This window comes from Pseudidiomarina terrestris (assembly GCF_030466405.1).
Taxonomy (GTDB): domain Bacteria; phylum Pseudomonadota; class Gammaproteobacteria; order Enterobacterales; family Alteromonadaceae; genus Pseudidiomarina; species Pseudidiomarina terrestris.
In genome coordinates, this window is record NZ_JAGGJF010000002.1 from 331,727 (window position 1) to 345,748 (window position 14,022).

Here is a 14,022-nt window from a genome sequence, read left to right on the forward strand (position 1 = left end):
CCGCTAGCTAGTCAGAAGCACCATCACACCTGCCCCAATGACAACCCCCAGCGTAAGCTTGCGAAACAGCTGCTCAGGTAACAAATGACTGACGCGGTGACCAAGATAGGCTCCGCTGATGGCTCCAACTACGAGGGCGAATACTGGCGCTGTACCGGTCACCGTGTAGCGCCCCTGCAGGGTGAACGAGATCACATTGGTCAGGCCCAGTACCAGAAAAAAGAGGGCTAAGGTTGCACGGAACTGGCTGCGATTCAGCCGCGTAGCAGTTAAAAACAGGACCACGGGTGGGCCGCCCAAGGTCAGCGCTCCATTGGCAAAGCCAGCGAGCAACCCGGTGTAACTTTGTTGCAGCGCGGTCGCCCGGGCCTGGAACTGCACTCCAAACCAGAACAGCAAACCGGCGGCGATGACAAAAATAGCCATACCCTGTTGCAAGATAGTGACCGGCAGATACGCCAGTGCAGCATTACCGACTAAGGTACCGCCAACACCTGCGAGCAGCAGCCAACGCCAGCGCTTGAGGCTGAAGTAATGCCGTAAAAGCCAGCATAAATAGAGCGCCATCAAGACATTGATAATGGACAGTAAAGGGGTAAGTTGCGGTAAGGGAATAAGCAAGCTCAGCAGGGGAACAGCCACCAGACCTGAGCCAAATCCGGTAATTCCCTGTAAAGATGCCCCCGCAAACATGATCAATGCGATAAGGTAGTATTCCATGTTAGCCTTGAATTACTTGGTTCATAACAAAAGAAAGGTATACTTAGGACATCATACCATGCGAGTGAAACGATGCGCCTGCTAAAACTTTTCTTGTTCGTGCTACTGGTGGTGCTGCAATACCGACTCTGGTTCGGTAAAAACAGCCTGCCTGAGTATTGGCACCTGCAAGAAGACGTAGCACGACAAGAGCAAACCAATCAGAAGCTGCGGCAGCGTAATCAAGTGCTGATCGCGGACATTGAGGATTTGCGTGAAGGTGAGGTGGCGCTTGAAGAACGTGCGCGTAATGAACTTGGACTCATCAAACAAGATGAAACATTTTTCCGCTTAATTCCGGTGAAGCCAAAGACCTATGACGAAGAGTGAGCAGGTTGCTGCAGTGATCCCTGCAGCCGGTATCGGCCAGCGGATGCAATCTGAGCTGCCCAAGCAGTACTTAAAACTCGGTGGACGCAGCGTTCTCGAGTGGACGGTGCGGGCGATAAGCCAGGATCCACGGATCCGCGCTATCTACATCGCTATCAGTCCTGACGATCCCTATTTTCAGCAACAGCACTTTGCTAGTGCATGCCCCATCGTAGCCGTTGAGGGTGGTGCGACTCGCGCTGCTTCCGTTGCCGCGGGAGTGGAAAGGGCGGTAGCGGACGGTTTTACCTGGGTCGCGGTGCATGACGCAGCACGACCCTGTCTGACTGCCGCTGAACTGGAGCAGGTGGTGACTACCGCTCTCGCCGATGAGGTGGGCGCGTTGCTGGCACTGCCGGTGGCCGATACCCTGAAGCGCAGTTCCAAGACTCGCCGCAGTGAAGGAAGCGTGGCTCGGGAACACTTGTGGCAGGCACAGACTCCACAAGTGTTTCGCGCCGCTGATCTCCAGCGCGGCTGGCAACAGCTGGGTACCGATCACCCGCAGCTGACCGACGAAGCTTCGGTTCTGGAAGCGTTAGGGCTGCAACCGCAACTGGTGCCTGGCCGACGCAGTAATATTAAAATCACGCAACCGGGCGATGACGCTATCGCGCGATTGCTGTTATTCGATGATTCGTAGTAAAAGGAGTAGTTATGCGGATTGGCCACGGCTATGACGTGCATAAATTTGGCAGTGACAAGCCCCTGATCCTGGGTGGCATTCACGTGCCTTACGAGCAAGGAGTACTGGCTCACTCAGACGGCGACGTGGTTTTGCACGCGGTAACGGATGCCGTACTTGGCGCCCTTGCGCTGGGTGATATCGGCCACCATTTTCCAGATACCGACGAAGCCTTTGCCGGTGCTGACAGTGCTGGATTGCTGAGCCAGGTGGTCGAAAAAGCGAACCTGATGGGCTACCGCCTCGGCAACCTGGATGTCACCGTTGTGGCCCAGGCTCCGCGGCTTGCTGAGCATATCCCGGCGATGCAAGAGCGCATTGCGAAGCTGTTCAGTGTGGCGCAGAACTGTATCAATGTGAAAGCGACAACCACGGAAAAGCTGGGGTTTGTCGGCCGCAAAGAGGGCATTGCCTGTCACGCCGTGGTACTGATGAAAGAGACAACTCATGACCAGTAATGCACTTACGGAGTTAGCTTACTGGCATGGCCAACCCCAGACGACCGGGAAGTACCGGCAATCCCATGAAGACTTTCAAGTGATCGAACAGTTGGAGGTCGGCGCCGATGAACCCGGCGAGCATCAGTGGCTCTGGGTCTACAAAAACGGTGCGAATACCAATTTTGTTGCGCGCCAGTTGGCGGATTTCGCCGGAGTTTCTGAGCGTCAGGTCAGTTATTCTGGACTCAAGGATCGCCATGCGGAAACCTGGCAGTGGTTTTCAGTGCAGTTGCCGGGGCAGGAGTTACTGGATTGGTCACAACTGGAGCATCCTGAGTTTCGTGTTGAACGTGCCGTGCGGCAAACGAAAAAGCTCAAACAAGGTTATCATTCGGGCAATACCTTTGTGTTGCGGGTCCGCGATGTCAGCGATATGGCGCAGCTGCGCGAACGTTGGCAGCAAGTGGTTGAGCTTGGCGTTCCCAATTACTTTGGCGAACAGCGCTTTGGTCATGACGGACAAAACCTCGCTAAAGCCCGTGCCTGGTTGACCGGTGAGCTTAGCCGTAAGCAAGTGCGCAAATGGAGCCGTCAACAACAGGGCATGCTGCTATCAACGGCACGCAGTTACCTGTTTAATAACATCGTTAGTGCGCGCATTGCGGCGGACCGAATGAAACCGGAGCAGGGCGACTTCATGATACTGAGTGGCAGTCGTTCGTTCTTCCAGATTGACGCTTTGGACGAGGAATTGCTGACGCGCTGGCGCACAGGAGATATTCTCCTTTCCGCTCCGTTGGCGGGAAGCTGGCCCGAGCCACGCAGCTCGCATTTAACAGATTTTGAGTTTGCATTACTGCAGGAAGATGCTGAGTTAGTGGCTGGCCTCAAAGCGCAACGCGTTGATTTGGCGCGCCGTGCTATTCTTCTCAAGCCTGCGGCAGCGAGCATGGAGGAGCTGGATGAGCGTAATGCCGAGCTGCGTTTTACCTTACCGACCGGCAGCTTTGCCACGAGTCTTTTGCGTGAGTTGCTGAACACTGACGCGACAACCTAAAACAAGAACGAAAAGGTTTACCATTATGATGAAGTTATTAGTGAGTAATGACGACGGCGTGCACGCACCGGGGATTGTGGCACTGCATAAAGCATTAAATGAGATTGCACAGGTACGTGTGATTGCTCCTGATCGCAATTGCAGTGGGGCAAGTAACTCACTGACGCTGCACAATCCACTGCGCGTGCAGCGTCTGAGTAACGGCTTTTACTCGCTCAACGGCACCCCCACAGACTGTGTTCACCTGGGCACCAACTCGCCGTTGGCGGATGATGTCGACTTAGTCGTGTCGGGCATTAATGATGGGCCTAATATGGGTGATGATGTGCTCTATTCAGGTACCGTTGCCGCGGCAATGGAAGGGCGTTACATGGGCTTCCCGGCGATTGCTGTTTCCATGGGCTCACGTAGTGAAGATTACTACGACGTCGCTGCACGGGTCGTCGCCGATGTGGTCAACAAAATGGCAGAAAATCCACTGCGCCTGGATACCATTTTGAACATTAACGTACCGGCAATGCCTTATGAAGACTTAAAAGGTATTAAAGTTACACGCCTGGGGCGTCGCCACCGCGCTGATACCATGGTGGAATCCGCTGATCCCTTTGGTCGCAAAATCTACTGGTACGGTCCTATTGGCGGGCATCAGGACGATGCTGAGGACACGGATTTCTACGCAATTCGCGAGGGTTATGTGTCCATTACCCCGATTAGTCTGGATATGACCGCTCGCAGTCATCAGGATACGTTAGCAAGTTGGTTAAACGAAAAATAAGAACACTAAAGCCATGATTCAAAATTTTCAGGGAATGGCCAGGCGCCTGGTCGCTCAGCTTCGCAGTCAGGGTATTACCAATGAGCAGGTACTAGAGGTGATTGCCACCACGCCCAGACATCAGTTCATGCCGGAATCACTTGCCCATAAGGCGTATGAGAATACTGCCTTGCCGATCGGTAAAGGACAGACCATTTCGCAGCCGCTGATGGTGGCTTCGATGACCCAGTTGCTAATGCAGCATCACTGCCATTCAGTGCTCGAGATCGGTACCGGCAGTGGCTATCAAACAGCTATTCTGGCGCAACTGGTGGATCGTGTGTATTCCGTTGAGCGCATTGCTGAGTTGCAGTATCAGGCTAAGCGGCGGTTGAAAAAACTGGACCTGCACAATATCAGTATGCGCCATGGCGACGGTTGGCAGGGCTGGCAATCGAAGGCGCCGTTTGATGGCATTATCGTAACTGCCGCAGCCAGTGATATTCCTCATGCGCTGATGGAACAACTGGCCGACGGTGGCGTGATGATTATTCCGGTCGGCTCGGTTAAACAACGTCTGGTGGTGATTCGCCGCTTCGGTGACGATTACGAACACAAACAACTCGGTGACGTGAAATTTGTGCCTCTGGTTCCGGGGAGTCTGGCATGAAGTTATTCAGCAGCTTGTATGACCGCGTACTGCAATGGTCACAGCACCGTCGCGCGCCAGCGATTTTAGGCATTATCAGCTTCACTGAGTCGGTTATTTTCCCGATCCCGCCTGATGTGATGTTAGCCCCTATGGCAATGACCCAGCCTAAGCGTGCCTGGTGGTTTGCATTTATTACTACCATTGCTTCAGTACTTGGCGGTATCACGGGTTACTGGCTGGGTTATTTTGCCTTTGAACCCTTCGTATTACCGCTAATAGAATGGGCGGGGTATCAGGATAAATTAGCCACAGTGACGGGTTGGTTCCAGGACTATGGCTTCTGGATTATTTTTATTGCTGGGTTTTCGCCATTACCTTACAAATTATTTACCGTCACGGGCGGGATGCTGCAGGTCTTCTTTGTGCCTTTTGTGCTAGGGTCGTTAATCAGTCGCGGACTGCGTTTTTACTTGGTAGCATGGTTATTACGAACAGGCGGCCCGAAAATGGCCGTAAAACTTCGAACTTATGTCGACCGAATAGGGTGGACCTTGGTTATCCTTGCGGTAATTGCCTATGTATGGACACGTTTTTAGGACAACTTTACTCTGCTTGTTAGCGCTGGCGCTTACCGCCTGCGCTCAGCGGCAGGCACCTGCGCCCGTGACCCGTGTGTATCAGGGTCCCAGTATTCACGACTTTGAGGCTAATTCACTGGTTGGCGATGTGTACCACGTCGCCCCGGGGGATACCCTCTATTCCATAGCCTTTCGTGCCAATCTCGATGTGCGGACACTCGCCAGCTACAATAACCTTGATGAGCCCTATACAATCTTCCCGGGGCAGGAGTTACGACTGCGAACAAAGTCAGTGCAATCGGTATCTTCGGCAACCTCGCCAAAACCTAGACAAGATGTTGCTTCTGTTGAAAACAAAGAGTATGTTGAAAAGAAACGTAAACAAAAAGTTACCAGAGTGGAGCCTGAAGTTGCCGAGAAACCAGCGCCTGTAGTCCAACCACAAGTGCCGAAGCGTCCTGTTGAACGCTTCCCTGAAAGCAATGCGTTAGCGTGGCAATGGCCAACGACAAACCAGGTGATTCGTGACTTCTCGACCGCAGCAGCGGGCAACAAGGGCTTAGATTTTGGTGGCACCAAAGGAACACCGGTTTATGCCGCCGCCGCAGGAAAAGTTGTTTATTCTGGTAATGCGTTGAAAGGGTATGGTAATTTAATTATTCTGAAACATAACGATGATTATATAACTGCGTACGCCCATAACGATAGATTGCTCATCAAAGAGCAGCAGTGGGTCAGCGCAGGCGATAAGATTGCCGAAATGGGGAATACAGACGCGGATCGGGTGAAGTTACATTTTGAAATCCGATTCAGAGGTAAGTCTGTTAATCCACGGCATTATTTACCACGGGGGTCACAATGAGTCGACAAAACGACACGGATGACATTGATGAGCAAGACGTTGTGTCAGAAATGGAAAGTCCAGCTGATGCGGATGCCAATAAAGATGATTCCGATTTTGACGAAATCATCGCTAACCGAGCGAAGTATCAGAAAAAGATGGATGCTACCCAGCTGTATCTTAGTGAGATAGGTTATTCGCCGTTACTCTCAGCGGAAGAAGAAGTCCATTTTTCAAGGCTTGCTCTTAAAGGTGACGAAGCCGCGCGGAGCCGGATGATTGAGAGCAATTTGCGCCTGGTCGTTAAAATCGCCCGGCGATACACGAATCGCGGTTTGCCATTACTTGACCTGGTCGAAGAGGGGAATTTGGGCCTTATCCGCGCCGTAGAAAAGTTTGATCCCGAACGCGGTTTCCGTTTCTCTACCTACGCAACCTGGTGGATTCGGCAAACCATCGAACGCGCGATCATGAATCAAACCCGCACCATTCGTCTGCCCATTCACGTGGTGAAAGAGCTCAACAGCTATCTGCGTGCCTCACGTGAGCTTGCCCACAAACTGGACCATGAGCCAACCGCAGAAGACATTTCCGAGCATTTGGATGTGTCGGTTGCCGACGTCAGTCGCATGTTACGTCTCAATGAACGGATCGCATCTGTCGATACGCCCTTAGGCGGTGACAATGACAAATCGCTGGTGGATTTGTTGACCGACGAAAACGATCACGGTCCTGAAGGTGTCATGCAGGACGATGACCTGAAAGAACACATTGTTGAATGGCTGGCCAGTTTAAACGTAAAGCAGCGCGAAGTGCTGGCGCGTCGCTTTGGTTTAATGGGTTATGAACCTGCCACATTGGAAGATGTTGGACGCGAGATCGGTTTAACGCGTGAACGGGTTCGTCAGATCCAGGTTGAAGCACTGCGGCGGTTACGCGATATGCTGCGCCAGCAAGGACTGAGTCTGGACTCATTATTTCAGGCTGACAGCTAATCCCTGCGTGGGATTAGTCGTCAGCTTTGACGCGTTGTTGCCATTGCGCAAGCCATTGTAGCGCTTGCAGTGGCGTCATAGCATTCAGATCCAGTGCTTGCAGCGCTTCGATAGCGTCTTGGCTTGCCTGCTCTAAGTTTGACGCTGGTGCGCTTGGCGGAGCAGCGTCAACTGATAGTGCCGCCCGTTGCGGCTGCTGCTCTAACTCCACCAGAACTTGTTTTGCCCGTTGCAAAACTGGCCGTGGCAAACCGGCTAGCTGGGCCACCTGAACCCCGAAGCTGCGATTGGCCGCACCGGCGCTCACCCGATGTTCAAACACGATACTGTCGTTGTGCTCACTCGCTTCAACGTGCACATTGACGCAACCCTCACGCTCACCAATACTCTCGGTAAGTTCAAAGTAGTGGGTGGCGAAGAGGGTCAGGGACTGGTTCTGTTCCAGCAAAGCTTCAGCACAGGCCCAGGCGAGTGCCAGACCATCGTAGGTTGAGGTGCCGCGGCCAATTTCATCCATTAACACTAAACTATGTGCCGTCGCATTGTGCAAAATGGTGGCAGCCTCGGTCATCTCCACCATAAAGGTTGAACGCCCGGAAGCCAGATCGTCGGATGCACCGATACGGGTAAAAATACGATCGATGGGGCCGAAGCGGGCGGCTTGCGCCGGAACAAAACTGCCGCAGTGCGCCATAATCACCAGTAGCGCGGCCTGTCGCATGTAGGTCGATTTACCGCCCATGTTCGGGCCGGTCACAAGTAACATCCGTTGTTGACTGTCCATGCTCAAATCATTAGCAATAAAGGGCTCGTCGAGTTGTTGCTCAATGACCGGGTGACGGGCGTTCTGCAGTTCAATGCCGCTGCTGTCCTGTAACTGAGGTCGACAGTAGTTCTGCGTCAGTGCTTGTGCGGCAAAGCTGCGCAATACATCAAGCTCCGCCAAAGCCTGAGCCGTCTGCTGCAGCGGCGTTAAGCTCTCGGCGACCTCGTGCAGAAGCGCTTCGTATAGCCATTTTTCGCGCACTAACGCGCGGGATTGCGCCTGTAGTACCTTGTCTTCGTAGGTTTTTAGTTCCGGGATAATATAACGCTCAGCATTTTTCAGGGTCTGGCGGCGTTGGTACTCTGCTGGGATATGCGCCGAACTGGCGCGACTTGCTTCCAGGTAGTAACCATGAACTTTGTTGTAGCCAACTTTAAGGGTCGCAATTCCAGTGCGTTGGCGCTCACGCGTTTCGATCTGATGCAGGAAGTCGGTAGCGCCGGCCGCTAACTGGCGCTGTTCATCAAGTTCTTCATCAAAACCGTCGGCGATAACGCCGCCATCACGAATCAGCATGGGTGGCGCTTCCACTAAGGCCTGCTCGAGCATCTCGAGCAACTCGGGAAAGTCCTGCAGGTTCTGGCTCCACGGCTGCAGGGCTCGAGCATCCTGTAAATGGCGTCGAAGTTCCGGCAGACTTTGTAAGGCACTGCGTAATCGGGTTAAATCGCGCGGACGTGCACTGCGCAGACCGATGCGGGACAGGATCCGTTCCAGATCACCTATGCTTCTCAGGAGTTTACGCAGCTCATCGAGTTCGAGCGCTTGCAACTCAGCAACAGCATCGTAGCGCTGTTGCAACAGCTCATGGTCGCGTAACGGACGTTGTAGCCAACGCCTTAGCAGGCGGCCGCCCATGGCGGTAGCGGTGGTATTTAAAGTTGAAAAAAGTGAGGTCGCAGTGCCACTGAGGGAGCTTACCAGCTCCAGATTGCGTTGACTTGCAGCGTCCATCTGGATGGCATCATCACCTTGTTCTGCGCGAATACTCTGAATGTGGGGCAAGGCCGAGCGTTGCGTCAACTTAACGTAATTCAGAATAGCTCCAGCCGCGCCTACGGCCCTGGTGAGTTGCGCGATACCAAAACCATCGAGGTGTTGCACCTGAAACTGCCGACACAGCAGTGCACTGCCACTGTCGCTGGCAAACTCCCAGTCAGGGCGTGGGCGGATCGAACCACGCTGGTACCATTTCCCTTGCCAGCTCATGGTATCAGGATGCAGTAATTCAGCAGGCTGCAGGCGTTGCAGCTCAGCTTGCAGCTGCGCTTCGTTGTCACATTCTAAAACGCTAAAACGACCGCTGGCTAAATCAAGACAGGCCACGCCAAAGGTTTTATCATAGGTCACCGCCACCAACAGATTCTCGGTGGCTTCGCTTAATAATGCTTCATCGGTGACTGTGCCCGGAGTCAGTACGCGGATAACCTTACGCTCAACCGGACCCTTACTGGTGGCTGGGTCGCCGACTTGTTCACAGATAGCCACTGATTCACCGAGCTGTAAGAGCCGGGCAAGATAATTTTCCGCGGCATGGTAAGGCACACCGGCCATAGGAATAGGTTTACCGTTACTGGCGCCACGTTGGGTAAGTGAAATGTCCAGTAATTCAGCAGCTTTACGCGCATCGTCAAAGAAGAGTTCGTAAAAGTCGCCCATACGATAGAATAAAAGGGTGTCTGCATGTTCCCCTTTGATGCGTAAGTATTGTTGCATCATGGGCGTATGAGCGGAAAAATCTGCGCTGGCGGTTGTCGCTTTCGGCATGCCTGTTATTATCCGTTTAGAGTAAGTTTTTATGGGAGCCTGGAAGCAAAATGGTAACACAATCTCATTATGATCTGGCACAAGAAATCGGTCGTTGGTTAACAACAAAAAACTGGCAAATCACCACCGCTGAATCCTGCACCGGCGGTGGAATCGGTTATGCTTTAACTTCAGTGCCAGGCAGCTCAGCCTGGTTCGAGGGCGGTTTTATCACTTACAGCAACCGGCTAAAGCAGGATTTGCTAGGCGTACCTGAGGCGACTTTGAACGAGTTTGGTGCAGTCTCGGCGGAAACGGCAGAAGCCATGGCGCAGGGAGCCCGGCAAGCCGCTGGGACTGAACTTGCCATTGCTGTCACCGGATTAGCCGGACCTGGTGGTGGCAGTGTTGCTAAGCCGGTGGGGCTGGTCTGGTTTGGTTTAGCCTGGCCAACGGGAACACGCAGTTGGGCGATAACCTTTGACGGTGACCGCGAGGCGGTCCGCAATGGCACTATTGCCGAGGCCTTAAGGTGTTTTGAAAAAATCTCTTGATACTGTATAAAAATACAGTATACTCAATTTTATCGCATTCAATAGAACGGACATTATCATGACCAACGACAAACAGAAAGCACTCGACGCAGCATTGAGCCAGATCGAACGTCAATTTGGTAAAGGCTCCATTATGCGCCTGGGGGACAACCATGCATTGGATATTGACTCGGTCTCAACAGGGTCATTGAGCTTAGATATCGCGCTTGGAATAGGTGGCTTACCGTTTGGCCGGGTCGTTGAAATCTATGGTCCTGAATCAAGTGGTAAAACCACGTTAACGCTGCAGGTGATTGCAGAAGCGCAAAAAGCGGGCAAAACCTGTGCCTTTGTTGATGCTGAGCATGCGCTGGATCCGGTTTATGCTGCAAAGCTGGGTGTAAATGTAGATGAACTCCTGGTTTCTCAGCCAGACACCGGTGAGCAGGCGCTTGAAATCTGTGACATGCTAGTGCGTTCAGCGGCAGTTGATGTGGTTATTGTCGACTCGGTCGCTGCGCTGACTCCGAAAGCCGAAATCGAAGGCGAAATGGGCGACAGCCATGTGGGTCTGCAAGCCCGCTTGATGTCTCAGGCATTACGTAAACTCACGGCTAATATCAAAAAGTCGAACAGCCTGTGTATCTTCATTAACCAGATCCGGATGAAAATTGGTGTGATGTTCGGTAACCCGGAAACCACAACAGGTGGTAACGCCTTAAAATTCTATTCGTCAGTACGCCTGGATATCCGCCGTACCGGTGCTGTGAAAGAGGGCGATGAAGTCGTAGGTAACGAAACTCGCGTCAAAGTTGTCAAAAATAAAGTTGCGCCGCCGTTTAAACAGGCTGAATTCCAGATCATGTACGGGGCTGGTATTTCAAAAGAAGGCGAGCTGATTGACTTGGGCGTCAAGCAGAAGATTGTCGATAAAGCCGGTGCATGGTATAGCTATAATGGTGATAAGATAGGTCAAGGTAAGGCCAACGCGATGAAGTTTCTGATTGAGAATCCGAAAATCGCAGCCGATATTGAAAAACGTATCCGTGAACAATTATTAGCAAAACCTGTGAAAGCTGAGAAAAAAGCTGCAGCGAAACCTGATGCTGAAGTGGCGGATGATGATTTGATTTGATGAATAAGGACAGTTAAGCGATGAGTTATGTGAAAGTTGCTCTCGCACTTGGCTCTGGTGCAGCACGTGGCTGGTCTCATATTGGCGTTATAAAGGCGCTCAACGATATGGGGATCGAAGTGAACATGGTTGCAGGAACATCAATCGGCTCCCTTGTGGGGGCCGGTTTTGCTTCTGGCAGACTGAACGAGCTTGAGGAATGGGTGCGTGATATGGGCCGTTGGCAGGTGTTTAATCTGCTTGATTTTGGCTTTAGCCATGGCGGCATTATTCAAGGTGAAAAAGTCTTTAGTCACGCCCGGGAACGCTTCGGAAGCGTTGAAATCGAAGACCTCGATGTGGTCTATGGCGCGGTCGCTACCGACCTGTACACAGGTCGTGAAGTCTGGTTACGTAAAGGTGACATCTACCATGCCGCACGGGCATCTTGTTCGATGCCAGGTTTGCTTGCCCCGGCCGCACATAATGGCCGCTGGCTGGTCGATGGTGGTTTGGTGAATCCCGTCCCGGTTTCGCTTTGCCGGGCTTTGGGCGCGGACTTTGTGATTGCCGTCCACTTGAATTCACAGTTAAACAATGCCGCCATCGAAGCGCGCGGTAAACATAGTCCTCCTGCACCAGAACCTCAGGCAGACATCCATGCAATGCCTAAGGTACGCACCACAGCGGTCGAATCAGGTGAGCAGGACGAGGTCTCCGAGCTGGTGAAACAGGAAGAAGCAGAAGGCGATGAGGGCTTTTTCAAAAACTTCCTAACTGCCAGTGGTCAATATTGGGACACCGTGGTCGATAAATTTAGTGGGCCCGCACATAAAGCTCCGGGCATGTTTGGTGTTATGGCAGGCGCTATCGATATTATGCAGGAACGTATTACCAAAGGTCGGATTGCTGGTGATCCACCGGATATCCTGATTCAGCCGAAGCTTGGGCATATTGGCCTGTTAGAGTTTGAACGCGGCAACGAAGCTATCGATTTAGGTTATGAGACCACCATGCGGATGAAAGATTACATCCTGAGCGAATTGGAGCTTTACGCAGAGCGCCGCGGCTAATAGTTGTGTTTCACCAATAAAAAAACCGCAGCCTGAGCTGCGGTTTTTTATTGGCGAATACCAATCTGTCTGATTAGTATTTTTCCATCTCGCGTTCCATCTCTTCGAAGGTACTGCGTATGTTTTGCTCAGGCTCAGTAGTTGCGAGGCTGGCCACAATAACGGCAATAGTACAAAGAATGAAGCCAGGGATGATTTCGTAGACAAAGCTACTTAACGTTTGACCATCAATCACTGGAACGTAGATGCAGAACAGTACTGTCGCAGCACCCACCAGCATACCTGCTAAGGCACCATGACGGTTCATACGTTTCCAGAACAGGCTGAGAATAATCACCGGACCGAAAGCAGCACCGAAGCCTGCCCAGGCGTTCGCAACCAGGCTCAGAATGGTGTTTTCCGGATTCCAGGCCAGGGCGATGGCCACCAGAGAAACAATCAAGACCGAGATGCGACCCACCAGAACCAGTTCTTTCTGGCTGGCACCACGGCGCAAGAACGCCTTATAAAAATCCTCGGTCAGCGAGCTAGACGTCACCAGCAACTGCGATGAAATGGTACTCATAATGGCCGCCAGAATGGCAGCTAACAAGAAGCCAGCGATAAGTGGATGGAACAGGAATTGTGAGAAGATGATAAAGATGGTTTCAGCATCTTTTAACACCATCTTGGTTTCCACCACATAAGCGATACCAACGAAACCCGTTACCATGGCACCAATGATGGAAACCGTCATCCAGGTGATACCAATACGGCGTGCGGCCGGAATATCTTTCACCGAGCGAATGGCCATAAAGCGCACAATAATATGTGGCTGACCAAAATAACCAAGACCCCACGCAAGTAAGGAAATGATCCCGAGGAACGACAACTGGTTCAGCATCGGGTCGGCTATTGCACCGTCGCGGAAGAAATCCAGGAAATCAGGGTTAATCGTACGCACTTGATCTGTTACTGAAGTCATGCCACCTAAATCGAAGATCGCAACGATAGGCACCAAAACCAACGCGACAAACATGATACAACCTTGCACGAAGTCGGTCATACTCACCGCTAAGAAGCCACCAAATAGTGTATAGGCACAGACCACCCCGGCAGTGACCCAAAGACCAAGGCTGTACTCAAGGCCAAAAGCAGAACTGGCGAATAGCTTGCCACCGGCAACCAGACTTGCGGAGGTGTAGAGGGTGAAGAAGATGATAATGACTAAAGAGGAAAACACCCGCAATAACCGTGCTTTATCGTTAAAACGGTTAGCGAAGTAGTCGGGAATTGTGATGGAGTCATTCGCTACTTCGGTGTACATGCGTAGACGTGGAGCAACAATAATGTAGTTGAGATACGCACCGACAACCAAGCCGACGGCAATCCACAGTTGCGAAACACCAGAAACGTAAATCGCGCCGGGTAGTCCCATGAGCATCCAGCCGCTCATGTCTGATGCACCGGCAGAAAGCGCGGTAACTCCTGGACCTAATCCACGTCCGCCCAGCATGTAGCCAGATATATCGTCGGTAGATTTTTTATAAGCGTACAGTCCAATCCCCAGCATTGCTATGAAATAGAGCGCTAATGATAAAAGCGTACCTGTTTCCAAAGC

The 14,022-nt window shown here is 52.2% G+C and carries 15 protein-coding genes; 12 read left to right on the forward strand and 3 right to left on the reverse strand.

Features of this window, described 5'->3' with window-relative positions:
• Positions 1–3: 3 nt before the first annotated feature.
• Positions 4–720, reverse strand: a complete 717-nt coding sequence (locus tag J6J34_RS05900; RefSeq protein WP_301773892.1) for a sulfite exporter TauE/SafE family protein — start codon at positions 718–720, stop codon at positions 4–6.
• A gap of 72 nt (positions 721–792) precedes the next feature.
• Here J6J34_RS05900 and ftsB point away from each other — a divergent pair, with 72 nt between their 5' ends.
• The 9 genes from ftsB to rpoS are packed head-to-tail and all read left to right on the forward strand — an operon-like array spanning position 793 to position 7,130.
• Positions 793–1,089 (forward strand): cell division protein FtsB, encoded by a 297-nt coding sequence (gene ftsB, locus J6J34_RS05905; RefSeq protein ID WP_301720196.1) that lies wholly within the window; start codon positions 793–795, stop codon positions 1,087–1,089.
• Positions 1,076–1,771 carry a 2-C-methyl-D-erythritol 4-phosphate cytidylyltransferase gene (gene ispD, locus J6J34_RS05910; RefSeq protein WP_301720197.1) on the forward strand — a complete coding sequence of 232 codons (696 nt, stop codon included), beginning with the start codon at positions 1,076–1,078 and terminating at the stop codon, positions 1,769–1,771. The genes ftsB and ispD overlap by 14 nt, the downstream gene beginning before the upstream one ends.
• A gap of 14 nt (positions 1,772–1,785) precedes the next feature.
• Positions 1,786–2,271, forward strand: coding sequence for a 2-C-methyl-D-erythritol 2,4-cyclodiphosphate synthase (ispF, locus tag J6J34_RS05915; protein ID WP_301720198.1), 486 nt, complete (start codon positions 1,786–1,788; stop codon positions 2,269–2,271).
• Positions 2,261–3,310 carry a tRNA pseudouridine(13) synthase TruD gene (gene truD, locus J6J34_RS05920; protein WP_301773893.1) on the forward strand — a complete coding sequence of 350 codons (1,050 nt, stop codon included), beginning with the start codon at positions 2,261–2,263 and terminating at the stop codon, positions 3,308–3,310. Before ispF ends, truD begins: the two co-directional genes overlap by 11 nt.
• A 25-nt stretch (positions 3,311–3,335) precedes the next feature.
• Positions 3,336–4,085 carry a 5'/3'-nucleotidase SurE gene (gene surE / locus J6J34_RS05925; protein ID WP_301720200.1) on the forward strand — a complete coding sequence of 250 codons (750 nt, stop codon included), beginning with the start codon at positions 3,336–3,338 and terminating at the stop codon, positions 4,083–4,085.
• A gap of 13 nt (positions 4,086–4,098) precedes the next feature.
• Positions 4,099–4,734: a protein-L-isoaspartate(D-aspartate) O-methyltransferase gene (locus J6J34_RS05930; RefSeq protein ID WP_301720201.1), complete on the forward strand. Its 636-nt coding sequence runs from the start codon at positions 4,099–4,101 to the stop codon at positions 4,732–4,734.
• Complete coding sequence (locus tag J6J34_RS05935; RefSeq protein WP_301720202.1) at positions 4,731–5,312, forward strand: YqaA family protein; 582 nt, start codon at positions 4,731–4,733, stop codon at positions 5,310–5,312. The genes J6J34_RS05930 and J6J34_RS05935 overlap by 4 nt, the downstream gene beginning before the upstream one ends.
• Entirely contained in the window at positions 5,293–6,156 is an 864-nt protein-coding gene (locus tag J6J34_RS05940) for a peptidoglycan DD-metalloendopeptidase family protein (RefSeq protein ID WP_301720203.1), read from the forward strand. The genes J6J34_RS05935 and J6J34_RS05940 overlap by 20 nt, the downstream gene beginning before the upstream one ends.
• The gene (rpoS, locus tag J6J34_RS05945; protein ID WP_301773896.1) at positions 6,153–7,130 is read left to right on the forward strand and encodes an RNA polymerase sigma factor RpoS; all 978 of its coding nucleotides are present in this window, start codon (positions 6,153–6,155) and stop codon (positions 7,128–7,130) included. Before J6J34_RS05940 ends, rpoS begins: the two co-directional genes overlap by 4 nt.
• Before the next feature lie 13 nt (positions 7,131–7,143).
• Here the strand turns inward: rpoS and mutS are convergent, their stop codons facing one another.
• Positions 7,144–9,723, reverse strand: coding sequence for a DNA mismatch repair protein MutS (mutS, locus tag J6J34_RS05950; protein WP_301720206.1), 2,580 nt, complete (start codon positions 9,721–9,723; stop codon positions 7,144–7,146).
• Between the two features lie 50 nt (positions 9,724–9,773).
• On the opposite strand from mutS, the gene J6J34_RS05955 reads away from it, so the two are divergent.
• Genes J6J34_RS05955 through J6J34_RS05965 form a run of 3 tightly spaced genes read left to right on the forward strand, consistent with a single transcriptional unit; the run spans position 9,774 to position 12,422 of the window.
• Positions 9,774–10,256 carry a CinA family protein gene (locus tag J6J34_RS05955; RefSeq protein WP_301720207.1) on the forward strand — a complete coding sequence of 161 codons (483 nt, stop codon included), beginning with the start codon at positions 9,774–9,776 and terminating at the stop codon, positions 10,254–10,256.
• Between the two features lie 58 nt (positions 10,257–10,314).
• On the forward strand, positions 10,315–11,370 hold the full coding sequence (gene recA, locus J6J34_RS05960; RefSeq protein WP_301720208.1) for a recombinase RecA: 1,056 nt from the start codon (positions 10,315–10,317) through the stop codon (positions 11,368–11,370).
• Positions 11,371–11,390: 20 nt separating this feature from the next.
• Complete coding sequence (locus J6J34_RS05965) at positions 11,391–12,422, forward strand: patatin-like phospholipase family protein (protein WP_301834259.1); 1,032 nt, start codon at positions 11,391–11,393, stop codon at positions 12,420–12,422.
• Positions 12,423–12,495: 73 nt separating this feature from the next.
• On the opposite strand, the gene putP is transcribed toward J6J34_RS05965, so the two are convergent.
• Positions 12,496–14,019, reverse strand: coding sequence for a sodium/proline symporter PutP (gene putP, locus J6J34_RS05970; RefSeq protein ID WP_301834257.1), 1,524 nt, complete (start codon positions 14,017–14,019; stop codon positions 12,496–12,498).
• Between the last annotated feature and the right edge of the window lie 3 nt (positions 14,020–14,022).